This is a genomic window from Sphingomonas sp. DC4900 (assembly GCF_049896485.1).
In the GTDB taxonomy this organism is placed as follows: Bacteria; Pseudomonadota; Alphaproteobacteria; order Sphingomonadales; family Sphingomonadaceae; genus Sphingomonas; species Sphingomonas aquatilis.
On the sequence record NZ_JAFCUK010000001.1, the window covers coordinates 86,118 to 109,459 of the forward strand.

Annotated in this window: 25 protein-coding genes; 9 read left to right on the forward strand and 16 right to left on the reverse strand. The window is 67.8% G+C overall.

The window, feature by feature from the left end:
• Positions 1-10: 10 nt before the first annotated feature.
• From ACP690_RS00405 to ACP690_RS00415, 3 genes are all read left to right on the forward strand, one after another.
• Positions 11-925: a sulfite exporter TauE/SafE family protein gene (locus ACP690_RS00405; RefSeq protein ID WP_043061052.1), complete on the forward strand. Its 915-nt coding sequence runs from the start codon at positions 11-13 to the stop codon at positions 923-925.
• Entirely contained in the window at positions 922-1,710 is a 789-nt protein-coding gene (locus ACP690_RS00410) for a TIGR02186 family protein (RefSeq protein ID WP_017980544.1), read from the forward strand. Before ACP690_RS00405 ends, ACP690_RS00410 begins: the two co-directional genes overlap by 4 nt.
• Positions 1,711-1,777: 67 nt before the next feature.
• Entirely contained in the window at positions 1,778-3,463 is a 1,686-nt protein-coding gene (locus ACP690_RS00415; protein ID WP_017980543.1) for an ATP-binding protein, read from the forward strand.
• A gap of 138 nt (positions 3,464-3,601) precedes the next feature.
• Here ACP690_RS00415 and ACP690_RS00420 read toward each other — a convergent pair whose 3' ends face one another.
• From ACP690_RS00420 to ACP690_RS00430, 3 genes are all read right to left on the reverse strand, one after another.
• Entirely contained in the window at positions 3,602-5,089 is a 1,488-nt protein-coding gene (locus ACP690_RS00420) for a peptidoglycan DD-metalloendopeptidase family protein (protein ID WP_426259809.1), read from the reverse strand.
• A 151-nt stretch (positions 5,090-5,240) separates the two neighbouring features.
• Positions 5,241-5,786, reverse strand: a complete 546-nt coding sequence (locus ACP690_RS00425; RefSeq protein WP_426259810.1) for an MAPEG family protein — start codon at positions 5,784-5,786, stop codon at positions 5,241-5,243.
• Positions 5,783-6,997: a UbiH/UbiF/VisC/COQ6 family ubiquinone biosynthesis hydroxylase gene (locus ACP690_RS00430; RefSeq protein WP_426259811.1), complete on the reverse strand. Its 1,215-nt coding sequence runs from the start codon at positions 6,995-6,997 to the stop codon at positions 5,783-5,785. The genes ACP690_RS00425 and ACP690_RS00430 overlap by 4 nt, the downstream gene beginning before the upstream one ends.
• Before the next feature lie 555 nt (positions 6,998-7,552).
• On the opposite strand from ACP690_RS00430, the gene ACP690_RS00435 reads away from it, so the two are divergent.
• A complete protein-coding gene (locus ACP690_RS00435; protein WP_426259812.1) occupies positions 7,553-9,880 on the forward strand; it encodes a DNA translocase FtsK in 2,328 nt (775 codons plus the stop codon).
• Positions 9,881-9,889: 9 nt separating this feature from the next.
• Here the strand turns inward: ACP690_RS00435 and ACP690_RS00440 are convergent, their stop codons facing one another.
• Together ACP690_RS00440 and ACP690_RS00445 are read right to left on the reverse strand one after the other, a co-directional pair.
• Positions 9,890-10,276 (reverse strand): STAS/SEC14 domain-containing protein, encoded by a 387-nt coding sequence (locus ACP690_RS00440; RefSeq protein WP_244057304.1) that lies wholly within the window; start codon positions 10,274-10,276, stop codon positions 9,890-9,892.
• Between the two features lie 42 nt (positions 10,277-10,318).
• On the reverse strand, positions 10,319-11,047 hold the full coding sequence (locus ACP690_RS00445) for a Crp/Fnr family transcriptional regulator (RefSeq protein WP_426259813.1): 729 nt from the start codon (positions 11,045-11,047) through the stop codon (positions 10,319-10,321).
• Positions 11,048-11,153: 106 nt separating this feature from the next.
• On the opposite strand from ACP690_RS00445, the gene ACP690_RS00450 reads away from it, so the two are divergent.
• The 5 genes from ACP690_RS00450 (at position 11,154) to ribA (ending at position 16,842) form a co-directional block, all read left to right on the forward strand.
• Positions 11,154-11,642, forward strand: a complete 489-nt coding sequence (locus tag ACP690_RS00450; protein WP_426259814.1) for a hypothetical protein — start codon at positions 11,154-11,156, stop codon at positions 11,640-11,642.
• Positions 11,643-11,734: 92 nt separating this feature from the next.
• Positions 11,735-13,660: a S9 family peptidase gene (locus ACP690_RS00455; RefSeq protein ID WP_426259815.1), complete on the forward strand. Its 1,926-nt coding sequence runs from the start codon at positions 11,735-11,737 to the stop codon at positions 13,658-13,660.
• A 299-nt stretch (positions 13,661-13,959) separates the two neighbouring features.
• A complete protein-coding gene (locus tag ACP690_RS00460; protein ID WP_426259816.1) occupies positions 13,960-14,574 on the forward strand; it encodes a LolA family protein in 615 nt (204 codons plus the stop codon).
• 421 nt (positions 14,575-14,995) lie between these two features.
• Positions 14,996-15,778 (forward strand): exodeoxyribonuclease III, encoded by a 783-nt coding sequence (locus ACP690_RS00465; protein ID WP_017980531.1) that lies wholly within the window; start codon positions 14,996-14,998, stop codon positions 15,776-15,778.
• A complete protein-coding gene (gene ribA / locus ACP690_RS00470; protein ID WP_426259817.1) occupies positions 15,778-16,842 on the forward strand; it encodes a GTP cyclohydrolase II in 1,065 nt (354 codons plus the stop codon). Before ACP690_RS00465 ends, ribA begins: the two co-directional genes overlap by 1 nt.
• 6 nt (positions 16,843-16,848) lie before the next feature.
• On the opposite strand, the gene ACP690_RS00475 is transcribed toward ribA, so the two are convergent.
• The 11 genes from ACP690_RS00475 to ACP690_RS00525 all read right to left on the reverse strand — a co-directional run bounded on the left by ACP690_RS00475 (position 16,849) and on the right by ACP690_RS00525 (position 23,249).
• The gene (locus ACP690_RS00475) at positions 16,849-17,337 is read right to left on the reverse strand and encodes an MmcB family DNA repair protein (RefSeq protein ID WP_017980529.1); all 489 of its coding nucleotides are present in this window, start codon (positions 17,335-17,337) and stop codon (positions 16,849-16,851) included.
• Positions 17,338-17,386: 49 nt separating this feature from the next.
• Entirely contained in the window at positions 17,387-18,049 is a 663-nt protein-coding gene (locus ACP690_RS00480) for a cell wall hydrolase (RefSeq protein ID WP_017980528.1), read from the reverse strand.
• A gap of 153 nt (positions 18,050-18,202) precedes the next feature.
• Positions 18,203-18,529, reverse strand: a complete 327-nt coding sequence (locus ACP690_RS00485) for a DUF1491 family protein (RefSeq protein ID WP_426259818.1) — start codon at positions 18,527-18,529, stop codon at positions 18,203-18,205.
• Complete coding sequence (locus ACP690_RS00490; protein ID WP_017980526.1) at positions 18,526-18,993, reverse strand: PaaI family thioesterase; 468 nt, start codon at positions 18,991-18,993, stop codon at positions 18,526-18,528. Before ACP690_RS00490 ends, ACP690_RS00485 begins: the two co-directional genes overlap by 4 nt.
• Positions 18,990-19,454, reverse strand: coding sequence for a PTS sugar transporter subunit IIA (locus ACP690_RS00495; RefSeq protein WP_295561969.1), 465 nt, complete (start codon positions 19,452-19,454; stop codon positions 18,990-18,992). Before ACP690_RS00495 ends, ACP690_RS00490 begins: the two co-directional genes overlap by 4 nt.
• A gap of 66 nt (positions 19,455-19,520) precedes the next feature.
• Positions 19,521-20,135 (reverse strand): ribosome hibernation-promoting factor, HPF/YfiA family, encoded by a 615-nt coding sequence (hpf, locus tag ACP690_RS00500; protein ID WP_426255440.1) that lies wholly within the window; start codon positions 20,133-20,135, stop codon positions 19,521-19,523.
• Positions 20,136-20,185: 50 nt separating this feature from the next.
• A complete protein-coding gene (dnaQ, locus tag ACP690_RS00505; protein ID WP_043061066.1) occupies positions 20,186-20,881 on the reverse strand; it encodes a DNA polymerase III subunit epsilon in 696 nt (231 codons plus the stop codon).
• A 7-nt stretch (positions 20,882-20,888) separates the two neighbouring features.
• Complete coding sequence (gene coaE, locus ACP690_RS00510; RefSeq protein ID WP_426255659.1) at positions 20,889-21,491, reverse strand: dephospho-CoA kinase; 603 nt, start codon at positions 21,489-21,491, stop codon at positions 20,889-20,891.
• Between the two features lie 11 nt (positions 21,492-21,502).
• Positions 21,503-22,315 carry a shikimate dehydrogenase gene (aroE, locus tag ACP690_RS00515; RefSeq protein WP_426259819.1) on the reverse strand — a complete coding sequence of 271 codons (813 nt, stop codon included), beginning with the start codon at positions 22,313-22,315 and terminating at the stop codon, positions 21,503-21,505.
• The gene (locus ACP690_RS00520; protein ID WP_426255442.1) at positions 22,312-22,659 is read right to left on the reverse strand and encodes a hypothetical protein; all 348 of its coding nucleotides are present in this window, start codon (positions 22,657-22,659) and stop codon (positions 22,312-22,314) included. The genes aroE and ACP690_RS00520 overlap by 4 nt, the downstream gene beginning before the upstream one ends.
• Entirely contained in the window at positions 22,656-23,249 is a 594-nt protein-coding gene (locus tag ACP690_RS00525) for a Maf family protein (RefSeq protein ID WP_426259820.1), read from the reverse strand. Before ACP690_RS00525 ends, ACP690_RS00520 begins: the two co-directional genes overlap by 4 nt.
• Positions 23,250-23,342 lie beyond the last annotated feature (93 nt).

Genomic DNA, 23,342 nt, shown 5'->3' on the forward strand with positions numbered 1-23,342 from the left:
AAAGCCTTTCGTGGACCTCTACCTCCCCATCGCCAACCTGTCGGTCAACGCGCTGGTCATCATCCTGCTGGGCGGCGGCGTCGGGCTGCTGTCGGGCATGTTCGGGGTCGGCGGCGGCTTTCTGACGACGCCGTTGCTCATCATCTACGGCATTCCGCCCACCGTCGCCGCCGCTTCCTCGGCCAGCCAGGTGACGGGCGCGAGCGTGTCGGGCGTCTTCGCGCATTTCCATCGCGGCGGCGTCGATGTGAAGATGGGCAGCGTGCTGGTTGCCGGCGGTATCCTCGGCAGCGGGGCGGGCGCGTGGATCTTCCAGCTGCTCAAAGCGAGTGGCCAGATCGATACGGTGATCGGCGTCGTCTATGTCGCCATGCTGGGATCGATCGGTACGCTGATGGCGCGCGAATCGATCGGTGCGATCGGCGTCGCCAAGGGCCGCGTCCGCCCCCGCGCGCGCAAGCGGCGCCACCATCCGCTGGTCGCCGCGCTGCCGCTGCGCACGCGTTTCTACGCGTCGGGCCTCTACATCTCGCCGCTCGCCCCGCTGCTGCTCGGCTTCTTCACCGGCATCCTCACCATCCTGCTCGGCATCGGCGGCGGCTTCATCCTGGTGCCGGCGATGATCTACCTGCTCGGCATGGCGACCAGCGTCGTCGTCGGCACCAGCCTGTTCCAGACGCTGTTCGTCACCGCGGTCGCGACGATGGTGCACGCGACCACCACCAAGGCGGTCGACATCGTGCTCGCCGGCCTGCTGCTGCTCGGATCGGTGACGGGGGCGCAATTGGGCGCGCGCTTCGCCAGCCGGGTGAAGCCCGAATATCTCCGCCTTGCGCTCGCGATCATGGTGCTGCTCGTCGGTCTGCGCATCCTGCTCGGCCTCGTCTGGCGGCCGGAGGAAATCTTCACGGTCGAGCTGACGTGAGCGCGCGCGCGGCTCTGCTGCTCGTCGCGCCGGCGCTGCTGGCGTCGTCGGCGCCGCCGGGCGGCTTTGCGACGGCGAAACCGGTGCTCGTCCCCGACGTGTCGCAGCGCCAGATCGAGATCGCCTACAGCTTTACGGGCGCCGAGCTGCTGCTGTTCGGCGCGATCCTCTACCCCGGCGGCCGCCTGCCCCCCGGCGAATCGCCGACGGATATCGTGGTGATCGTGAAGGGCCCGACGCAATCGGTGCTGGTCCGCGAAAAGGAAAAGATCGCCGGCATCTGGGTCAATGCCCAGCATCAGCGCTACAGTTCGGCGCCCAGTTTCTACGCGCTCGCCTCGTCGCGCCCGATCGACCGGATCGTCGACGAACGCACCCGCGCGATTTACGAACTGGGGCTCGACAGCCTGCAATTGTCCCCCGGCTCCAATGCGGTCAGCACGGTCGAGCATCGCTTTCAGCAGGGCCTCGTCGACCTGCGCCGCCGGGCCGGCCTGTATGTCGAGGCGCCGCGCGCGGTCGAGATTACCGACGACGTCTTGTACCGCGCGCGACTCACCATCCCGGCGCGCGTCCCCGTCGGGCGATTCACCGCAGAAACCTTCCTGATCCGCGACGGCCGCGTGCTGGCGGCGGCGGTACGCGACATCGATATCCGCAAATCGGGCTTCGAACGCTTCGTTGCGCGCGCCGCCGAACGGCATGCGTTCCTGTACGGAATCGCGGCGGTGGCGCTGTCGATCGCGCTCGGCTGGGGCGCCGGCTGGGTCGCGCGCCGTGTGTGACCGTTCCCAACGCTAAATTAACCAGCGCCCTCTACCTTCGGTCCGGTATGAACGGGGATCGGGCGTGATGAACGATATGGCGGGGGCGGGTTCGTTTTCGCAAGGTACGCCGTTGAGCGCGGCGGACGTGCAGGAAACGATCGGCCTGTCCGGCGCACCGATCGGTTGCGTCCTGACGATCGCGGGCAGCAGCAGCCGTGTGCTGTTCGACCGCAATGCGCTGGCCCTGTCCGCGCAAGGATCCGATCCGGTTTCCGCCGGCGCGGGCCAGGTCGGCACCCAGATCAAGATGCGCATCGGCCAATCGTGGTTGGTCGCCAACGTCCGCAGCCTGACGCTGCGCGACGGGTCGAGCGACTGGGTCGCCGCCGAAATCGACTTCCTGGGCGAAGGCATGGAGGAACAGCTGACCGGCCGCCTATACGGCTTCCGCCGCGGCGTGACGCGCTATCCGATTCCGGGGTGCGAGGTGTTCCCGATCACCACCGCCGACCTTCAACAGATCTATTCGGCCAGCAACCGCGCGCATATCCAGATCGGCACCGTCTATCCGACCCGCGACGTGCGCGCCTCGCTCTACATCGACGCGATGCTCGGCAAGCATTTCGCGCTCGTGGGCTCGACCGGCACCGGCAAATCGACCAGCGCCGCGCTGATCCTCCACCGCATCTGCGAACTGGCGCCGCAGGGCCATGTGCTGATGATCGATCCGCACGGCGAATATGGCGCCGCCTTCGGCAACAATGGCGCGCTGTACGACGTCAACAATCTCCAGATGCCCTATTGGCTGATGAACTTCGAGGAGCATTGCGAGGTCTTCGTCACCGCCCGCGGCGAAGACAGCCAGCTCGACCGCGACATCCTGGCGAAGTGCCTGCTGATGGCACGCGGCAAGAATCGCCTGGGACAGGGTGTCGCCAAGCTCACCGTCGACGCGCCGATCCCCTATCTGCTCAGCGACCTCACCAATTTCATCAGCCTCGAAATGGGCAAGATGGATCGCGCCGGCGACACCGCCCCCTATCTCAGGCTCAAGACCAAGATCGAAGAGATCAAGGCCGATCCGCGCTACGGCTTCATGTTCTCCGGCATGCTCGTTGCCGACTCGATGGCGGATTTCCTCGCCCGCATCTTCCGCATGCCGGGCGGCGGCAAGCCGATCTCGATCATCGACGTGTCGGGCGTGCCGTCGGAAATCACCTCGGTCGTCGTCGCGATGCTCAGCCGCATGACCTTCGACTTCGCGATCTGGGCGCGCAACGAGCCCAGGCGCCCGATCCTGCTCGTCTGCGAAGAGGCGCACCGCTACATCCCGAGCAGCCTTGGTGCCGACGGGCGCAACGCCTCGGTCGGCCGCATCCTCGGCCGCATCGCCAAGGAAGGGCGCAAATATGGCGTCAGCCTGGGGCTGATCACGCAGCGTCCGTCCGACCTCGAGGAAGGCGTGCTGTCGCAATGCGGCACGATCATCGCGATGCGCCTCAACAACGAACGCGACCAGGCCTTCGTCCGCGCGGCGATGCCGGAGGGCGCGCGCGGCTTTCTCGATGCGATCCCGGCGCTGCGCAACCGCGAATGCATCGTCTGCGGCGAAGGCGTCGCGGTGCCGATCCGCGTCAGCTTCGACAACCTCGAACCCGCCAAGCAACCCGCGTCCACCGACCCCATTTTCTCGCAACTCTGGTGCGACGCCGGTGGCGAAGACGATATCATCGCCCGCACCATTCTCCGCTGGCGCGCTCAGGGGCGGTGAGTCGGACGCGCTGCGCCCAATCCAGCCGTCATCCCAGCGCAGGCTGGGATCTCCCGATGATTGCGCGCCGCAGGAGCCGCTGAAGACCCCAGCTTTCGCTGGGGTGACGCTCTCAAACGGGCGCCAAGCGGGACCCGTCTACCGCCCGCCCACCGGCACCGCGAGCAGCCCGGCCGCGTAGCTGCGGAACCGCCGCAGGTCGCTGCCCGACAGCGCCGCGACGCTGGCGAAGCTGATCGAGCGCGGGTTTACCGTCTGGCCGTTGCGCCATACTTCCCAGTGCAGATGCGGCCCGGTCGACAGGCCGGTCGAGCCGACATAGCCGATCACCTGCCCCTGCCGCACGTGCTGGCCGCGCGTCACCGCGATACGGCTCATATGGCCATAGCCGCTGGCAAGGCCGCCGGCATGGCCGAGCTTGACGAAATTGCCGTAACCGCCCGAGCGCCCCGCGCCCTGCACCACGCCGTCGAGCACCGCATAGATCGGCGAGCCATAAGGCGCACCGATGTCGACGCCCTTGTGCATTTTCAGATAGCCGAGCAGCGGATGCATGCGGAACCCGAAGGACGAGGTGATCCGCCCCGCCACCGGCATGCCCATGAAGCCGCGGCGTTCGCTCTGCCCCTTGGCGTCGAACCAGCTCGCATGGCCGTCCGCATCGTCCCAGCGGACGAGTTCGACCTTGCGGCGTCCCTGGTCGATGCCGGCGAACAGCAGGTCGCCGAGCCGCTGTTCGCCCGTCGCGGCGCGGTCGCGCTGGATGATCAGGTCGAAGCTGTCGGCGGCCCCCACGTCGCGGCCGATCGACAGGCGCGTCGCCAGCGCCTTGATATAGCTTTCCACCACGCGCGCCGGCGCGCCGGCCGCGCGTGCCGAACGGTACAGACTGGAACCGACGAGGCCCTGGATGCGCAGCGGCGTGCGGTCGACAGCGATCGGCTGGCGCGTCAGCACCAGCCCGGTGGCGGCCCGATCGAGCGTCAGCGCCAGATCGAAGCGCGCGCGCAGCGACAGCTTTTCGAGCGGCCGGGCGACGGTGCGCGTCGGGCGGCGGCCGAGCGTCAGCGACAGGCGGGTGCCCGGCTGAATGTCGTCGAGCGATACCGCCTGCGCGATCAGCTCCGCCGCACGCGCCGCATCGGCGCGGCCGACGCCGGCACGGGTCAGGACGTGCGCCAGCGCATCGCCCTCGCCCAGCGTCGCGCTCAGCTCGACATGCGGGCGTTCGGGTGCCTCGGCGAGCGGCGAGACGAGGTCGTTCGCCGCCATGCGATGGCCGGTGTCGCCGCCCCAGGCGAGCGGCGCGATGGCTTGGCCGCGCGCCTCTTCCCAGGCGGCGCCGTCGAGCGCGGCGGGGGTGGCGCCGACGAGAGGGCGCACGCCGGGGTTCAGCGCCCAGACCGTCGCCAGCAGGCCGGTCAGCGTTGCGAGGCCGCGCCACCAGTCGCGCGTGCCGATCTGCGCGCCGAGGTCGGGCGCCCAGTCGATCGCGCCCCAGTCGATACCGAACAGCCCCGGCGTCCGCACCGCCGGCCGCGCGCCGGGCACGCCCGGCAGGCGCACGAACGGGCGCGCCGCGGTGCCGCCGGCCAGCTCATAGCCTTGATCGTTGCGCAAAAACACGCGGGCGGCGCCTCATGATCCGTGCGCCGCGTCCCCCCGGCGTCAGGGTGGCAGCGTTGTGGGGCCAAAGCGCTAAAGTCAAATTAACCGCGGAATGTGCGGGTTACGCCTGCGACGAGCCGGTTGCCCGCTGCGGCAGACAGGGGCCGGATTAGCGCAGCAGCGCCAGCGCCGCCATCAGCAGCGCGGCGACGCTGGGATAGAAGGTCAGGCCGAAGCCCAGCGCGCGCGCCGCCGCGCCGTCGCGATAGCCACTCCAGAACAGCAGCCGCCCGGCCGAGAAACAGGCCGCGAACAGCGCAACGGCCACACGCGCATGATCGTCGAGCAGCGTCAGCGCGCCATAAGCGATCGCGGCGAGCAGCGCCTGTTCGGCGGTGTTGCGCAGGATGGCATTGGCCACGTCGACACGGGGGTCGACGCCGTCGCCGCCATCGATCGCACTCGCCGACGCGAAGCGCCGCCGTGCGACGTCGCCGATGGCCGCCGCCACCCATAGGCCGAGCGTCAGCAGCGCGACGCCCAGCGTCCAGCCGCGCGCCTCCAGCATCATCGCATCGCCGCGGGCGTAGCCGATCAGCGCCAGCGCCACCGTCACGACGACGGCGATGCCCATGGCGCGCGTCACGCCCGCCTGCGCGCGGGCAAGCGGCGTCGCGGCTGCCCGCGTCGCCGGATCGACCGGCGTCTCGCTCACACCAGCAGGCCCTGCAGCAGCTTGGGCAAGGTGCCGCTTTCGCCGCGCGCTTCCGCCATGAAGCGGTCCTTCAGCGGCGGCAGGCGATCGACCGCGGAAATGCCGAAGCGGCGCACCGCGCTCGCCGTCTTGCCCGGAATGCCGAACAAGCGCGTCAGCGTATCGGTGGCGGCGGCAACCATGAACGTGTCGAGCCCGCGCCAGCGCTGGTAGCGTTCGAGCAGCGCCGGATCGCCCAGGTCCAGCCCCAGCCGTTTGCCCTCGACCAGCACCTCCGCCAGCGTCGCGACGTCGCGCAGGCCCAGGTTCAGCCCCTGCCCCGCGATCGGATGGATGCCGTGCGCGGCATCACCGACCAGCGCCAGCCGCTCCGCAGTGATCCGCGCAGCATGGTGGAAGCCCAGCGGATAGCTCGCGCGCGGCGATGCTGCGCTGAGTTCGCCGAGGAACCCGCCCATCCGCTTGGTCGCCTCTGCCAAAAAGGCGCGGTCGCCCAGCTTCATCATGCCCGGCCCGTCCGCGCCCTTCACCGACCAGACGATCGCCGATCGATGGCCGATGTCGTCGTCGGGCAGCGGCAGCAGCGCGAACGGCCCGGCGGGGTAGAAGATTTCGTAGGCGACGTCCTCGTGGGGATATTCGTGGTGGAAGGCGCCGACGATCGCGGCATGGTCATATTGCCAGCGCGCCACCGGAATCCCCGCCGCCTCGCGCGTCGGCGAATTGCGCCCCTCCGCCACGATCACCAGCGGCGCGGTGACGGTGATGCCGTCGCTCAACGTCGCGGTGACCTGATGCTCGCCGCGTACCAGCTCGGTCGCGCGCGTCTGCATGCGCAGGTCGACATGGGTCGCAGCAGTCGCGGCGGCGAACAGCGCGGCGCGCAGCGCCTTGTTTTCGTACATCGTGCCGAGCGGATCATCGTTGTCGCCAGGCCGGAAATCGAGCTTGCCCGGCGCCAGCCCGTCGCTGACCCGGATATGCCGGATCGCACAGCCCTGGCCCGCCAGCGCCTTGCCCACGCCGATCGCATCCAGCATCCGCCCGCTCGCGCTGGCGATCGCCGACGCGCGCCCGTCGAAGCCCGGGGCGTGGACCACCGCGGGGTCGGCGGGATCGACGACGATGCTCGTGACCCCATGCGCGTCGAGCGCCAGTGCGAGGGTGGCGCCGACCAGGCCGCCGCCGAGGATGATGACGTCCGAATTCATGTGCATCCCCTTACAGGTCGCCGCGCACCGTGCCAACGCTCCCTACGGTCGTAGGGCAGGCGTTGTTCCCGGCGTGGGAGCGGTTCGGAAAGTCACAAAAGTCACGCCGACGCACGTGTTTTTCGAAACGGGGGGCCTGCGGTGAGACAGAGCGTGGAAGGGGTGGCACGGATGGGGCGTGTAGGACAGCGGGAATGTGGTCGGCCGATTTCGTTATCCATATTCAATGGGTTGGCGGTTGACAGCAGTAGCGGCGATCCAACGGGTCCGACGCTTCGTAGCCGACGCCTTGCCCCTGAACTGTTTTGCCCATCCCCGTTCACCTGGTGAGCAGGTTGCCGAGCCTCCCAGGCTCGGCTGAAACCATCCGGGGGATGGTTTCACCTGCTCACTGTCGAAGGGCGGCTATCCGCGAGCGCGACGCTGGTGGCACGCGCCCTTCGACAGGCTCAGGGCGAACGGGTGAAGCAGGCGATCGGCCCGCCATCTTGACGGAATCGCCCCATCGGCCGATGAACCCGCGTTAACTTTTCGGAACATTGAAGGAATCGAGCGATGGCGAGCCGTGCGCAGCCAGGGCTGTTGCGTGAGACGGTGAAGGCGGGCGCCGTGCGGGGTGGCGCGTTGGTCGCCGCGATCGCGCTGTTCGTCGCCACCGCGGTGATGGTGCTCGCGCTGGCGAGCTACCGCGCCAGCGACGCCGCGCTCAACACCGCCTCCGGGGGCCCGGTCCAGAATCTCGCGGGCCCGCCCGGCGCCTGGTTCGCCGACCTTGCGCTCACGCTGTTCGGCCCGGCGGTCGCCTTGCTGCTGCCGATCGCGCCGATCGTCGCCGCGCGGCTGTGGCGCGATCGGCCCGCGGGTCGCTGGCTCGCGATGCTGCGCAATGCCGCGATCGGCGTCGCGCTGATCGCCGCCGCGCTCGCCTTCGTCTCCGATGCGTCGGTGCTGGCGCTGCCCGCCGGCTGGGGCGGCGTCGCCGGCCTGTCGATTGCGAAGGCGGCGGAATGGGGCCTGTCCTTCATCGGCCAGCCGGGCGCCGAACGCTGGGCGGCACGCGGCATCGGCCTGATCGTCGGTATCGCCGGCATCGTGATCTGGGCCAAGAGCCTCGACATCGACCTCGGCGACCGCCGCTTCCGCCTGCGCCGCACGCGTGGCGACGCGATCGGTGCCGATGACGATGGCGACGATCTGTACGACGACGCCTATGACGACGGGGACGAGGAACCGCTCCAGCTCGCGCGCAAGGTCGTCGAACCGCGCGCGGTCGCGACGCCAGACCCGCGTCCCGCCCCCAACATCGCCGACCGCAATCTCGCGCCCTCCGCCGCCAAGCCCAAGCCCAAGCAGCAGAGCCTGGATCTCGGCCACAGCTATACGCTGCCGCAGCTCGACCTGCTGACCCCTGCGCCGCCGGCGCCGAAGGGCACGATCGACAAGGCGTCGCTGGAGCGCAACGCGCGCCTGCTCGAAAACGTGCTCGACGACTTCAAGGTGCACGGCGTCATCAACGAAGTGCGCCCCGGCCCGGTCGTGACGATGTACGAACTCGAGCCCGCGCCGGGTATCAAGGCCAGCCGCGTCATCGCGCTCGCCGACGATATCGCGCGCAACATGTCGGCGATCTCGGCGCGCGTCGCGGTGATCCCGGGGCGCAACGTCATCGGCATCGAACTGCCCAACCAGAAGCGCGAATCGGTCAGTTTGCACGAACTCGTCGGCAGCCAGACGTTCGAGGATCAGGCCGCGCAGCTGCCGATCATCCTCGGCAAGAACATCGCCGGCGATCCGGTGATCGCCGATCTCGCGCCCATGCCCCACCTGCTCGTCGCCGGCACCACCGGTTCGGGCAAGTCGGTCGGCCTCAACTGCATGATCTTGAGCCTGCTCTACCGGCTGACGCCCGAACAGTGCCGGATGATCATGATCGATCCCAAGATGCTCGAACTGAGCATGTACGACGATATCCCGCACCTGCTGTCGCCGGTCGTTACCGATCCCGCCAAGGCGGTGCGCGCGCTCAAATGGGCGGTCGAGACGATGGAGGATCGCTACCGCCAGATGTCGTCGGTCGGCGTGCGCAGCCTGGCGGGCTTCAACGACAAGGTCCGCGCGGCGAAGGCGAAGGGGCAGCGCCTCGGCCGCCGCGTCCAGACCGGCTATCACCCCGACACCGGCCAGCCGGTGTATGAGGAAGAGCAGCTCGACTACGAACCGCTGCCGCAGATCGTCGTCATCGTCGACGAGCTTGCCGACCTGATGATGACCGCGGGCAAGGAGGTGGAATTCCTGATCCAGCGGCTCGCGCAAAAGGCGCGCGCGGCGGGCATCCACCTGATCATGGCGACGCAGCGTCCGTCGGTCGACGTCATCACCGGCGTCATCAAGGCGAACCTGCCGACGCGCATCAGCTTCCACGTCACAAGCAAGATCGACAGCCGCACGATCCTGGGCGAACAGGGCGCCGAACAGCTGCTGGGCCGCGGCGACATGCTCTACATGCCCGGCGGCAAGGGCATCGTCCGCGTCCACGGCCCCTTCGTCAGCGACGACGAGGTGCGCGCCATCGCCGATCACTGGCGCGCGCAGGGCCAGCCCGATTACATCAGCTCGGTCACCGAAGAACCCGAGGACAGCTTCGCGCTCGATGGCGCACCAGAGGGCGAGGACACCGCCGAGGACCAGCAGTATCGCGCCGCGATCCAGCTGGTGTGCGAGTCGCAAAAGGCCTCGACCAGCTGGCTGCAACGCCAGCTGCGCATCGGCTACAATTCGGCCGCGCGGCTGATCGAACGCATGGAAAAGGACGGCATCGTCGGCCGCCCCGACCATGTCGGCCGCCGCGAAGTGCTGCGCGATACCGAAGGCCACGCGATCTGAGGCGGGGGATCAGACCCCGTCCGGAGAGAACAGCCATGCCACGGCCGCGTCGCGGTCGACGAAGTAGCGGAATTCGGCGTGGTCGCGATTGGCGCGCTCGGCCTGAAACCTGGTGAGCGCGGCGCCCGTGTAGACCGCGACGCGTCGTGATCGCACCGCGGGATCGGCCATCATCGCGATGAATCCCGCCACGACCTCCTGGCTCTGCACCATCGCACCCGAATAGTCGCACAGGCTGACCGGCTCGCGGCCCGTTGCGCGGATACGGGCAACCGCATCCTCCAGCGCACGACGGAAATCGGCCAGCGTCTCCAGCGTCCAGAAGCCCTGCATCGCGGTCTCGAAGCAGCCGCGATCCATATCGACCGTCACGCGAAACGTCGGGTGCGTATCCATCCGACGCCCTCTATGCCGCCGGGGTTACGAGTCGGTGAAGCCCTACCGCGCCGCCGGTAGCCACGCCGGCTCGAACGCCGGCTGGCGCGGCGGCAGCGGCGAGAGCTGCCGCAGGCGATCGACATCGAGCAATCGCACGCGATGCCCCGTCCGCGCGATCAGTCCCTCGTCCTCTAGCGCGCGCACCGTGCGGTTGACGTGCACCCCGGTCAGCCCGAGCAGATCGCCGATCACCTCCTGCGTCAGCGGCAGATCGAACGCATCGTCCTCCACCATGCCGATCGGCGTCAGCCGGGTGTGCAGGTCGATCAACAGCCGCGCCAGCTGTTCGCGCGCCGAGGCATTGCCGGTGATCGCCAGCATATCCATCAGCGCCAGCCGCTCCATCTGCACCGCCACCGTGAACAGCGCGGCGAGCCGCGGCGCCGTCTCGTACAACCGCCCGAACCGCGCATAGGGCACGAGGGCGGTCACCGATTCGGTGATCGCGGTCAGCGTGTCCGCCGCCTCCGACAGCACCATCGTCGGCGTACCCAGCATGTCGCCGGGCAGATGCACCTTCTGGATCAGGCGGTTGCCGCTGCGCAGGATGATCGACGAGGCCACCCAGCCTTTCAGCTGCAGGTAAAAGCCGCTTACCGCATCGCCTTCGCGCTGGAAGACTTCGCCGCGCCGGCGCACCACTGCGCCCTCGCCGAGCGTGCCGAGCAGTTCGACTTCGGTGCGGGTGAGATCGGCGAACGCGCGGTAACGGTGGATCGGATACGTCATATACGTCAGGTTTGCCGACCGTTACGCTGGCGTTCAAGCTGAACCCCCTTGATGCAAAGCAGGACGCCGGCATGATGGCGCCCTCACGCCGCAGGGGGCATCGATCATGACACGCGTCAGCGCTACGACACGTTCGGTCCAGACGCTGCCGATGCTGGCACTGCTTGCGACCTCCGCGTCCGCCATCCTACCCCCGTCGCGTGAGCAGGCGGTGATGGACGCGATCGAGCGCAGTATCGTCCTGCCCCAGAAAGCCTGGCCCTTCGCCGCCTACGGCCGCAACTATGCCTGGTCGGATACGACGCATGTTGTCGCGACCTATATCCTGCCTTCGCTGCCGTCCGACCCGCGCGAGGGGTGCGACCTCCTGACCGACGACTTTAAGACGCGGCCCTGCACGCCCGAAAAGAACGCCGAGATGGACCGTCAGGAGACCCAGTTTCTGACCGCCGAAACCCCCGCCGGCAACCGCCGGTGGTTCGCGCAGCCAATCGACCTGCCCTCCATCGACGATGGCGGCTGCATCCAGGTCACGGTCCAGTATGACGTCGTTAGCCGCAGCATCACGCGCGCCCAGTGCAACGGCTACGCCTGATGACATCGCACTCTGCGCACCATTTTCCTTGATCCCCGCCGCCAAGCTGGCAAGGTGTAGCTAAGACATAATACACCGGGGAGTATTATTCGATGAAACACATCGCCGCCGCCGCCGCGCTTCTGCTTGCCGGCACCGCCATGGCGCAGGACAGCGCTACCGTCGCGCCGCCCGCCGCGATCGTGGCGGACGGTATCCCGCCGGTGCCGCAGGCGCTCGCCGATGCGACGCGGCCCTATATGGAATCGCGCTCGTCGGCGTTCGGCGGCTGGAATCCGGTGACGCGCGGCGTGCTGATCGCGACGCGCTTCGGCAATACGGTGCAGGCGCACGAGGTCGCGATGCCGATGGGCGCGCGCCGCCAGCTGTCGTTCGAGGCGGATGCGATCGCCCGCGCGAGCTATGCGCCCAAGCGCGGCGACGTGATGGTCGTGCAGAAAGACGTCGGCGGCAGCGAATTCTGGCAGCTCTACACGCTGAAAGACGGCCGCCTGACGCTGCTGACCGACGGCAAGAGCCGCAACGCGATCAACGCCTGGAGCCATGACGGCCGCTGGCTCGGCTATTCGTCGACGCGGCGCAACGGCGCGGACAACGACCTCTACGTCATCGATCCGCGCGATCCGAAGAGCGACCGGCTGGTCGCGCAGGTGAAGGGCGGCGGCTGGGCGATCAGCGACTTCGCGCCCGATGCGAAGACCGCGGTCGTCACCGAATATCGCTCTGTCAACAAGACCAACCTGTACCGGATGGACGTCGCGACCGGCGCGATGACACCGATCGGCGATCCTGCCGCCGCCATCGCCTATGGCGAGGCCAAGTTCGCACCGGACGGCACCTTGTGGGTCACGTCGGACGAGGGATCGGACTTCCAGCGCCTCGGCACGATCGATCCGAAGACGGGCCGCTTCACCGCGGTCGCCCCCGAACCGAAGTGGGACGTCGACGCCTTCGACATTTCGGACGACGGCCGCACCATCGCCTATGTCGTCAATGAAGCGGGCATCGATCGGCTGAAGCTGCTCGACATCGCGAGCCGCCGCGCCCGCACCGTGCCGCTGCCCGCCGGCAGCATCGGCGGCGTGGCATTCGCGCCATGGGGCGCGCTGGGCTTCTCGCTCAATTCCGCCAAGGCGCCGACCGACACCTATTCGCTCGATCCCGCGACGCTGACGGTGACGCGCTGGACGGCGAGCGAAACCGGCGGCCTCGATCCCGCGCGCAACGTCGAACCGGAATTCGTCGAGGTGAAGAGCTTCGACGGCGAACCCGTGTCGGGCTTCCTCTACCGCCCCGATCCCAAGCGCTGGCCGGGCAAGCGCCCGCTCCTCTTCAACATCCACGGGGGACCGGAGGGGCAGTCGACCCCCGGCTTCCTGGGGCGCAACAATTACCTGCTCAACGAATTGGGCATCGCGCTCTTCTATCCCAACGTCCGCGGCTCGACCGGGTTCGGCAAGCGCTTCGTCGCGCTCGACAACGGGCCGTTCAAGCGGGAAGATTCGGTGAAGGACATCGGCGCCTTCCTCGACCGATTCGACAAGGACCCACGCATCGATTCGAAGCGGATCGCGGAGACCGGCGGCAGCTACGGCGGCTATATGTGTTACGCGCTCGCGATCCGGTACGGCGACCGGTTCAAGGCGGCGAACTGCATCGTCGCCATCTCCAACTTCGTCACCTTCCTCGAAAACACGCAAAGCTATCGCCGCGACCTGCGCCGCGTCGAATATGGCGACGAGCGCGATCCCGCCCAGCGCGCCAAGCTGGTCGAGATCAGCCCGCTCACCCGCGCGAAGGAGCTGAAGATCCCGCTGATGGTCGTCACCGGCGGCAACGATCCGCGTGTGCCCGCATCGGAAGCCAATCAGATGGTCGCCGCGGTGCGCGCGAACGGCGTGCCCGCCTGGCACCTGCTCGCCAAGGACGAAGGCCATGGCTACGCCAAGAAGGAGAACCAGGACTATCAGTTCTGGACCAGCCTGATGTTCTGGCAGGCGAACCTGCTGGGGAAGTGATGGATTGGATGGCATTTAAGCACTTGCGATAAAACGATGGATTAGAATCACCGGCCCTCATACCCCGGCCGTACCGCACCCGCCCTCACCCTTCGCCGCCTATGGCGGCTCTTCCCTCTCCCATTGGGAGAGGGAGGGAGCGGCGCAGCCGCGGAAGGGTGGGGATGGGCCCACGACATCACCTTCAAAAACGAACCGATCCTTTTCTTTCGGGTGTTCACGTCGTCCATGTTCCCGGCACCAACACCCGTCCCGACAGTTAAGGGCCGGTTCAACGCCTTCCCGCCATCAGGACCCGCATGACCCGATACGCTCTTGCTCTCACCCTGCCGATCGCCCTCGTCGCGCCGGCCGCTCTGCCCGCCCAGGCGACCGGCGACCTCGCCGCGGTGCAGCGCCACCTCCAGTCGGTCGATACGATGACCGCCGACTTCACGCAGACCGACCGCAACGGCAAGGTGCTGACCGGTACGTTCACGCTCAAGAAGCCGGGCAAGCTGCGCTTCCAGTATGAAAAGGGCGTGCCGATCCTGATCGTGGCAGAGGGCGGCGCGCTGACCTTCATCGATTATTCGGTGCGGCAGGTGCAGCGCTGGCCGATCAAGAATTCGCCGCTGGGCGTGCTGCTCGATCCGACGCGCGACATCACCCGCTATGCCAAGCTCGTCCAGACGGGCAACGACCGCGTCGTCTCGGTCGAGGCGAACGATCCCAAGCATCCCGAATATGGCAAGATCACGTTGATCTTCGCCCGCGACTCGTCGGCCCCGGCAGGACTCGCGCTGCAGGGATGGGTCGCGCTCGACAGCCAGAACAACCGCACGACGATTCGCCTGTCGAATCAGCGATTCGGCGTGCCGGTGAGCGACCAGACGTTCAAATGGAACGATCCGCGGAGGCCGAACGTCCGCTAGGCCGGGTTCATTCATGTACCCGACAGGTTTGCTGGCCTAGAGACGTCCTCGCGGATGTGGGGCGTTCGGGATTTTTTCCCCCTGTTGCCCGGATGACCATCAACCACTTCCCGCCTGCGTGACGAACGCTAGGTCGGCCCTCGCTCCATGCCCCCGGAGCGAGGGCCTTTCCGTTCATGCGGGGCAAGCCCGCATGCACCGGCCGGCGGGCACAGCCCGTCCGACGTCATGGGCTTCGCCCATGACGCGCCCCCTCTCCCGTTCGCCCTGAGCCTGTCGAAGGGCACGTTGCCACCAGTGTGGAGCTCGGGGAAAGCTGCCCTTCGACAGGCTCAGGGCGAACGGAATGCGCGTGGCGCATACGGCCCCAAGATCGCCCCCAACCTTGCCCCCCTCCCCGCCCCCGCCTAGATGCACCGGCGTGAAGATCGTCTCCTGGAACATCAATTCGGTCCGCTTCCGGATCGCCATCGTCGAACAGTTCCTGCGCGAGGTGGAACCCGACATCCTGTGCCTCCAGGAAACCAAGGTCATCGACGCCGACTTCCCCTTCGATGCCTTCCGCGCGCTCGGCTACGACCATATCGTCATCCACGGCCAGCGCATGCACCATGGTGTCGCGATCCTCAGCCGCGTGCCGCTGATCGAAGACGACCGCTTCGACTGGCAGGCGAACCAGGAGGCGCGCCACGTCGGCGTGCGCCTGCCCAACGGCGTCCGACTGGAAAACGTCTACGTCCCCGCCGGCGGTGACGTCCCCGATCGCGACGTGAACCCCAAATTCGGCCAGAAGCTCGACTTCGTCGAACGGATGACGCGCTGGTCGGAAACGCTCGACGTACCGACCATCCTGACCGGCGACTTCAACATCGCGCCGCTGCCCAGCGACGTCTGGAGCCACAAGGCGCTGCTGAAGGTCGTCAGCCACACCCCCATCGAGGTCGAGGCGCTCGATCGTCTCCAGGCCTCGAACGATTGGGTCGACCTGGGGCGGCATTTCCACCCCGCCCCCGCGCGCCTTCACACGTGGTGGAGCTATCGTTCGCCCGACTGGACCAAGAACGATCGCGGCCGCCGGCTCGACCATATGTGGGCGACGCGCGATGTCGCCGAAAAGGCCACGGCGCATGTCGTCCACGAAGCCTGCCGCAGCTGGCTGAGCCCATCGGACCATGTGCCGATCCTGACCGAGTTCGCCTTCTGATGAGCGCGTCCGCCCGCGATGTCGCGCGCGCGATCGACGCGCTGCGCCGCGGCTGGCCGATCGCCATCGCCGCGCCGGGTGAGGCCCCCCTGCCCCTGCTCGCGGTCGAAACCGCCGATCCGATCGGGCTCGAATCCTTCGTGGGCGGGGGCGCCTTCCCGCTGCTCATCTCCAACGGCCGCGCTGCGACGCTGAAGCTGACCAACCAGCTTGCCGCCGCCGATCCCGATACGCCGGTCGCGGTCGAACCGGCGCCGTGGCTCGACTTTTCCACCGCGGTCGCGCTCGCCGATCCGCAGTTCGATCTCGCGACGCCGCTGAAAGGGCCGTTCCGCACGATGGCGATCGATCGCCCGGCGGCGAGCCTCGCGGCGATCCGGCTGGCGCGGATCGCGGGACTGCTGCCCGCCTTCGTCCTCGACGGCACCGGCGCGGAGGTGACGATCGATCCGGCCGCGATCGACGCGCATCAGGCATCCGGCGCGTTGCGTCTCGCGACGCGCGCCCGGTTGCCGGTCGACGGCGCCGAGGATGCCGAGATCGTCGCGTTTCGATCGCCCGATTCGAGCGACGAACATGTCGCACTTCTGGTTGGCCAGCCCAATGGATCGCCGCCGCTGGTCCGCCTGCATAGCGAATGCCTTACCGGCGACGTGCTCGGCAGCCTGAAATGCGACTGCGGACCGCAGCTGCGCGCGGCGATCGAGGCGATCAAGGCGCAGGGCTGGGGCATGTTGCTGTATTTGCGGCAGGAAGGTCGCGGGATCGGCCTGGTCAACAAGCTGCGCGCCTATGCGTTACAGGATCAGGGGTTCGACACGGTCGATGCCAACACGCGGCTGGGCTTTGCGATCGACGCGCGTGATTTCGGCGTGGCGGCGCGGATGCTGTCGCTGCTTGGGCAGCGCACAGTGCGGCTGTTGACCAACAACCCGGCCAAGGTTGCGGGACTGGAAGCGGCGGGCGTGACGGTGATCGAACGCGTCGCGCACGCGCTGCCGCCCAATCCCCACAATGCACGCTATCTGGCAACGAAGCGGGACCGGACCGGCCACCAGCTCTGACTTCGCTCAGACGAACGCCTCCGGGTCGGTGAGTCCCGTCAGCCGTCGCGCCGCGCGCCGCGCGAAGGCGAGGGTGCAGCGTTTGCGAACGTGCGCGGCCAGCGGTACGCTATGCGCCTCGCGCAGGATCGCCGCGTCGTAGCGATCGGCGACGATCACGCCCGTCCGCTCCGGCAGGAACGCCGCACCGTCCAGTGGCGCGGTATCGAACCCCGCCGGCACCGCCCAATAATAGCGGTCGCAGTGACCGAGATAGTCGGGCCATTTGCCGTCACCCATCAGGTCGGCGCGCGACACCTTGATCTCGACGATCACCAACTGTCCGCGCGCGTCGATCGCCATAAGGTCGGCACGGCGGCCGCCCTCCAGCGGGACTTCGGGGATAGTGACGAGGTCGTGGCGCAGCAGCATCCGTGTGACGCCCCGCGCGACGTCGGCGGCGCAGATCGCGGGATCGCCGCCCTCAACGCAAGAAACCGGAGCCATGTCGAGCATGACCCCGGTTTAGAACATTCAGCGAACGAGGCAAGCGCCCCGTGGCGGATCAGCGATAGAAGACGTGGTTGCCGATCATCGCGATCTTGGTGACATTGGCACCGGGGCGACGGTTCGGCGTGTTGAAGAACAGCGCCTTGGGTGCCGGGCTGTCCCAGGCCGCATCCAGCGCGACGCGCGCGACGGCGAGGGCGGTGCGATAGGTCGCGCGCCCTTCGTCGATCGCCGGGATTTCGCCGTGGCGCACGAAGCTGAACTGGCCGCGCTGCTTCACGACCGAGCAGATGTCGCTGGGGAAGCGGCCCGACTTCGACCGGTTGATGATGACGTTGGCAACGGCGAGCTGGCCCGCGAGCGGTTCGCCCTTCGATTCGAAATAGATCGCGCCGGCAAGGCAGCGCTGCGTCTCGTCGACGTCGGCGCTGTCCTGCGCGGCAACGGCTTCGGCGAGGCTGTTATACTCTTCGTCTTCGCTGGCTTCGACCGTGGGGAGCGGCTGGACCACCGGCTTAGCGGGTCCGAACGTCGCGGCAACGGGAGCGGGAGAGACGGGGACCGATGCCGGAACGACCGGATCGGTGGAGGGGGCGGTCGGTGCGGGAATCGCGGTGCGATTCAGATCCGAGGCCCGGACCGGCGAGCTGTGGCTGATCAGGCCCGCCAGAGAGAAAGACATCACCGCGATGGCCGCGGCGCGCTGCAAAATCGTCATCAACGTATTCGATATGCGGTTGGACCACGGACCCGATCAGTCAGGCTGATCGTCCGGGCATCCCCCCGACTGCGTCACCGACCCGGATCGCACCCAGGCGCGGCACAACGCGCATTCAACGTGCGCGAGCCATCGTCACACATCCGTCACGAGTCAATTCGACAGGATCGTTTCAGCGGCGAACCGTTCGGCTTCCGGGATATCCAGTTCGACGACCCATAGATCGGGGTCGCGACTGCGCCGCCGCCGCCAATAGGCTTCGGCACCATCGGGCGGGACCGATTCGGCTAGAATTGCCACGCCATCGAATTCGATCGTGCGTTCGAGAACCCGAACCGGAGATGAACGGGATTCGATCAGCAGCAGAATTGCGCCCCCTTGCGGATCGCCCTTCGCCCGCACCATCGCCATGCCGCCCGCATCGTTGACCCGGCGCAGCAGGGCCCCGACCACCAAGTGCGTCGGCAGCCGATCGCTCACGGTGCGGCGCGATAGCCCGGCAGGCCGGACAGCGCGATCTGCGAGCGCATGAACGTGCCGGTGCCGCGCGCCGCCTCTTCGCCATCGGCGTCGATCAGCCGCGCATCGGCGACATAGACGCGGCGCTTGCCGCTGATCCAGCGCCCTTCGGCGATGACGGGCCCCGCCTTCATCGGCCGGGTAAGCAGCAGGTTGAATGCCGTCGTCAGCAGAAACCGGTCGGTGACGAGGCTGTTCGCCGCATAGAAAGCGGCGTCGTCCAGCATCTTGAAATAGCTGGTGCCATGCGCGGCGCCGGCCGCGTGATAATGTTCGGGCCCGATCAGGAAGTGGATGCGCGCGACACCCGCCGCCACGATTTCGAGCCGCGATTCGAACAGGCGGTTGATCGGTGCGGCAGCGTAGAGCGATTCGAGGCTGCGATAATGCGCCTGTGCGCCGCTGTCGTCGGCCGTCCCGCTCACGCCGCGTCGCGTGCCGCGTCGGCGGTGAACAATGCGTAGAGCGCATCGGGCGATCCCGCGCCGCGCAGCTTCGTAAGGAACGTTCGGTCGCGTAAGCGCCGCGACACGCGGGCGAGCGCCTTCAGGTGATCCGCACCGGCATCGACCGGCGACAGCAGCATGAACACCAGATCGACGGGCAGATCGTCGACCGCGTCGAATTCGATCGGCTGGGCAAGGCGCATGAAGACGCCGGTCACCGCGGGCAGATCGGGCAGGCGCGCATGCGGAATGGCGACTCCGCCGCCAAAGCCGGTCGAGCCGATCTTTTCGCGCGCCGCCAGCAGTTCGGCGGTCAGGCGACCGTCGATACCCAGACCCTCGGCCGCGGACGCAAGCTGCGCGAACAAAGCCTTTTTATGCGCGACGGCGACGTCCTTATAGACCGCCTCGGGGCGCAGCAGATCGCTGAAGTCGTTCATCCCGGTCTCGAATAAAAGAAAAGGGCCCCGCCGGGCCCGTAACAGTACCGGCGGGGGGTGGAAAGATCAGCTTGCGGCGGGCTGCTGTGCCTGCACGCTGCCGCGCTGGGGCTCGACCCAGCCGATGGTGCCGTCGCCGCGACGATAGACCATATTGTAGGCGCCGGTGCCCGCATTCTTGAACAGGAGCGCCGCGGTATTGCGCAGATCGAGCATCATCACCGCATCCGACACGCTGGCATCGGGGATGTCGACGCGCGTTTCGGCGATGATGAGCGGCGCGTCGCCCACATCGTCCTCGCTCGCTGCCGGCTCCCGGAACAGCGTATAGCCCGCATTGTCATAGCCCATGTCTTCCTGAATGGCCGCCGCCTCGCTGGCGTGGCGATCCTTCAGGCGGCGCATGTAGCGACGCAGCTGCTTTTCGATCTTTTCGGCTGCCCCGTCGAACGCGAGGTGCGCCTCTTGCGCCTGGTGGCTGCCCTTCAGCACCAGACCCTTCATGACGTGCACCACGATATCGCAGCGGAAGCCGACGTCATGCGGCCCCTTGCCGAACGTCACTTCGGACGAAATGGCGCGCGCGAAATGCTTGGTGGCGATACCCTGAAGCCGGTCGCTCACATGATTCTTGAGCGCGTCGCCGGTTGCGACCTGATGACCAGAAATCCGGATATCCATCGTCTTCTCCATTGATAGGGGCTGACCTGTTGGCCTTTGCCCGGTTGGCGTTAATCGAACGCCGCGACCCCCCAGATTGGATCCTGCAACTTGGAAACAAATGCCGCATGGGCGGCAAGTTCCGCCTCGGACGGGCGGAAGGTGCGCGGCGGGCGTACCGTGACCGGACGGCGGACGACCGGCGCCAGCGTGTCCGCGGTCGCGACCTCGCTGACCAGCCCCAGGCCGATCTGCCGTCCGCCCATCAGCTCGACATAGACCTGCGCCAGCAGCTGTGCGTCGAGCAGCGCGCCGTGGTGGACACGGTGCGACCGATCGACACCATAGCGGGTGCAGAGCGCATCGAGCGTATGCTTGGCGCCGGGATGGCGGCTGCGCGCGATCTGCAGCGTGTCGACCATCCGCGTCTTGTGGCAGATCGGCGGGAAGCCGAGCGCGCCCAGCTCGCCGTTCAGGAAGCCGAAGTCGAACGAGGCGTTGTGCGCGACGAGCGGCGCATCACCCAGAAAGTCGAGCAGCTCCGCCACGCCCTCGGCGAACACCGGAAACTTCGACAGGAATGCCGCGGACAGGCCGTGGACGCGCTCGGCCTCGGCCGGCATGTCGCGTTCGGGGTGGTAATAAGCGTGAAAGGTGCGGCCGGTTTCGACCCGGTTGACCATCTCGACACAGCCGATTTCGACCAACCGATCGCCTTCGCTGAATTTGAAGCCGGTGGTCTCGGTATCGAAGACGATCTCACGCATTACCCTCTTATCCGCCTGCTTCGGCCCTCATGCAAGCGATGACGCGGCGGACGGCCTCTCGCGTCTGGTCGATCGCGACATCGGTGGCGATGACGACGTCGGCACGCGTGCGCTTCTCCGCATCGGGCATCTGGCGTGCGAGAATGGCGTCGAATTTGGCGGGCGTCATGCCGGAACGGGCGAGCGTGCGCGCCCGCTGCACCTCGGGGGCTGCCGAGACGACCGCGATCCGGTCGACATGCGCGTCGCCGCCGGTTTCGAAGAGCAGGGGAATGTCGAAGACGACGAACGCCGCATCGGCGTTGGCGGCGAGGAAAGCCGCACGCTCCTCCGCCACGGCGGGGTGGACGATCCCCTCCAGCCGGCGCATCGCGTCGTCATCGCCGAGGACGGCCGCCGACAGCTTCGCCCGATCCACACCCCTATCCGACGTGGTGCCGGGAAACGCCGCCTCGATCGCCGCGACGACACGGCCGCCGGGGCCTTGCAGGCGATGCACCGTCGCGTCGGCGTCGAACACCGGCACCGCCTCGGCGGCAAACATCGTGGCAACCGTCGACTTGCCCATACCGATCGAGCCCGTGAGGCCGAGGATAAGCGGGCGCGCGATCGACGGAGCGGTCACGCCAGCAGCGCCTCGCGAAGCTCATCGTCGCGATCGCGTGGGGGTGCGACGCCGAAGAACAGTTCGAACGCCAGCGCCGCTTGGCCGATCAGCATCTCGAGTCCATCGACTGTCTCCAGCCCTCGCGCGCGCGCTGCCGCGAGCAGGGGCGTTTCGAGCGGCGAATAGACGATGTCATACACGACGCTATCGTCGTCGAGGTCGGGCAGGTCGACGGGCAGGGGGGGCTGGCCGGTCATGCCGAGCGTGCTGGCGTTGACCAGCAGCGCGGTGTCGGGCGGCACCGGTGCGGTCAAAGGCAGCGCCTGCCCCTTGAGGCCGAAGGACGACAGCAATACCCCCGCCTTCAACACGTTGCGGTTGAGCAGCGTCACCGGCCCCACGTTCATCCGGGCGAGCGCGAACAGCACCGCGCGCGCCGCGCCGCCGGCCCCGATCACCGTGACCGGCCGATCGGCGAAATCGAACCCAGCGATCGGCGCATAGAAGCCGCCGGCATCGGTGTTGGTCCCGACCAGCGCGCCGTCCTCGGCGCGGAAGACGGTGTTGATCGCACCGATGCCGCCGCGCACGTCCCCGCGATCCTCGACATGGTCGAGCGCGGCAAGCTTGTGCGGCATCGTGATGTTGCAGCCACGCCAGGCGGGATCGTCGCGCCGCTCGGCGAAGAAGCGCGGCAGGTCGTCGGTCGTGACCAGCGTCTTGCGATAGTCGGCGTCGAGGCCCAGCTGATCGAGCCAGAACCGATGGATGATCGGCGATTTCGACTGCGCGATCGGATCACCGATCACGTCTGCATAAGGGGTCATGAAGAATTCCGGCATTCGAAGCGACCGTCGCAGACGAGGTCGATGGTGAGCGCGCCCACACCGATCAGCACGACCGGCGCGGCCAGCGCGAGGATGGCGGCGAGCAGCAACGGACGACGTTTCGCCGCAAACTTTGCCAGCGCCGCGACGATGCCGAGGACCAGCGCCCCGATCAGGCAGGGCAAGGCAGACATCAGGCCGACGAACAACACGGTCAGTGGCCAGCCGCCCGCATTCGGTGAATCATAGAGCATCGGCGAAAACAGGATCGCCATCGCCGCGAACGGCAGGCCGAGGCCGGCGATCACCGCCACGATGATGGCCAGCGCGCGATCGCCGTTCATGCGAGCAGCATCCCGCGGACGCGCAAATAATCGAGCACGTTGAGCAACGGCAGCCCCAGAACGGTGAATTGACTCCCCTCGATGCGGCTGAACAGCTGCGCGCCGGGTCCTTCGATCCGATAGCAGCCGACGCAGCCGCTGATCGCCGGCCATTCCTGGTCGAGATACGCCTGGATGAAGACGGGGGAGAGGGGGCGGACATGCATCCGCGCCGCCTCGACATGGCGCCAGACCGGGCGTCCGGCTTCGGCGATCACCGCGGCGCTCCACAATTCATGGCGGGTGCCCGACATGGCGGCGAGATGCTCGGCCGCCTGGTCACGACTCTCGGGCTTGTCGAGCAGACGGCCATCGGCGAGCGCGACGACGCTGTCGCTGCCCAGCACCAGCCGATCGGGATGGCGCAGGCTGACCTTCACCGCCTTCAATTCGGCAAGCGCATCGGCCAGGTCGCGCGGGGACCGACCGGCGAGCGACGCCTTGGCGGCATCCTCGTCAACGCCCGCCGCAGTCGCGTCGAACGGGACGCCAGCCGCGGTGAGCATCGCTCGGCGCGAGGCGCTTTGCGAGGCGAGGAGGAGGGGGGTCATCTCAAATCTCCGTCATTCCCGCGAAGGCGGGAATCCAGAACCACTGACGCTGGTGATCGAGCCGCAACGGTAGCGCGTCTGGATCCCCGCCTG

Excerpts from the sequence above, each read along its gene's own strand:
- ACP690_RS00415 (WP_017980543.1), top strand. The coding sequence starts at position 1,778 with ATGAACGATATGGCGGGGGCGGGTTCGTTTTCGCAAGGTACGCCGTTG.
- ACP690_RS00430 (WP_426259811.1), bottom strand. The coding sequence starts at position 6,997 with ATGAATTCGGACGTCATCATCCTCGGCGGCGGCCTGGTCGGCGCCACC.
- ACP690_RS00435 (WP_426259812.1), top strand. The coding sequence starts at position 7,553 with ATGGCGAGCCGTGCGCAGCCAGGGCTGTTGCGTGAGACGGTGAAGGCG.
- ACP690_RS00440 (WP_244057304.1), bottom strand. The coding sequence starts at position 10,276 with ATGGATACGCACCCGACGTTTCGCGTGACGGTCGATATGGATCGCGGC.
- ACP690_RS00445 (WP_426259813.1), bottom strand. The coding sequence starts at position 11,047 with ATGACGTATCCGATCCACCGTTACCGCGCGTTCGCCGATCTCACCCGC.
- ACP690_RS00450 (WP_426259814.1), top strand. The coding sequence starts at position 11,154 with ATGACACGCGTCAGCGCTACGACACGTTCGGTCCAGACGCTGCCGATG.
- ACP690_RS00455 (WP_426259815.1), top strand. The coding sequence starts at position 11,735 with ATGAAACACATCGCCGCCGCCGCCGCGCTTCTGCTTGCCGGCACCGCC.
- ACP690_RS00460 (WP_426259816.1), top strand. The coding sequence starts at position 13,960 with ATGACCCGATACGCTCTTGCTCTCACCCTGCCGATCGCCCTCGTCGCG.
- ribA (WP_426259817.1), top strand. The coding sequence starts at position 15,778 with ATGAGCGCGTCCGCCCGCGATGTCGCGCGCGCGATCGACGCGCTGCGC.
- ACP690_RS00475 (WP_017980529.1), bottom strand. The coding sequence starts at position 17,337 with ATGCTCGACATGGCTCCGGTTTCTTGCGTTGAGGGCGGCGATCCCGCG.
- ACP690_RS00480 (WP_017980528.1), bottom strand. The coding sequence starts at position 18,049 with ATGACGATTTTGCAGCGCGCCGCGGCCATCGCGGTGATGTCTTTCTCT.
- ACP690_RS00495 (WP_295561969.1), bottom strand. The coding sequence starts at position 19,454 with ATGAACGACTTCAGCGATCTGCTGCGCCCCGAGGCGGTCTATAAGGAC.
- hpf (WP_426255440.1), bottom strand. The coding sequence starts at position 20,135 with ATGGATATCCGGATTTCTGGTCATCAGGTCGCAACCGGCGACGCGCTC.
- dnaQ (WP_043061066.1), bottom strand. The coding sequence starts at position 20,881 with ATGCGTGAGATCGTCTTCGATACCGAGACCACCGGCTTCAAATTCAGC.
- aroE (WP_426259819.1), bottom strand. The coding sequence starts at position 22,315 with ATGACCCCTTATGCAGACGTGATCGGTGATCCGATCGCGCAGTCGAAA.
- ACP690_RS00520 (WP_426255442.1), bottom strand. The coding sequence starts at position 22,659 with ATGAACGGCGATCGCGCGCTGGCCATCATCGTGGCGGTGATCGCCGGC.
- ACP690_RS00525 (WP_426259820.1), bottom strand. The coding sequence starts at position 23,249 with ATGACCCCCCTCCTCCTCGCCTCGCAAAGCGCCTCGCGCCGAGCGATG.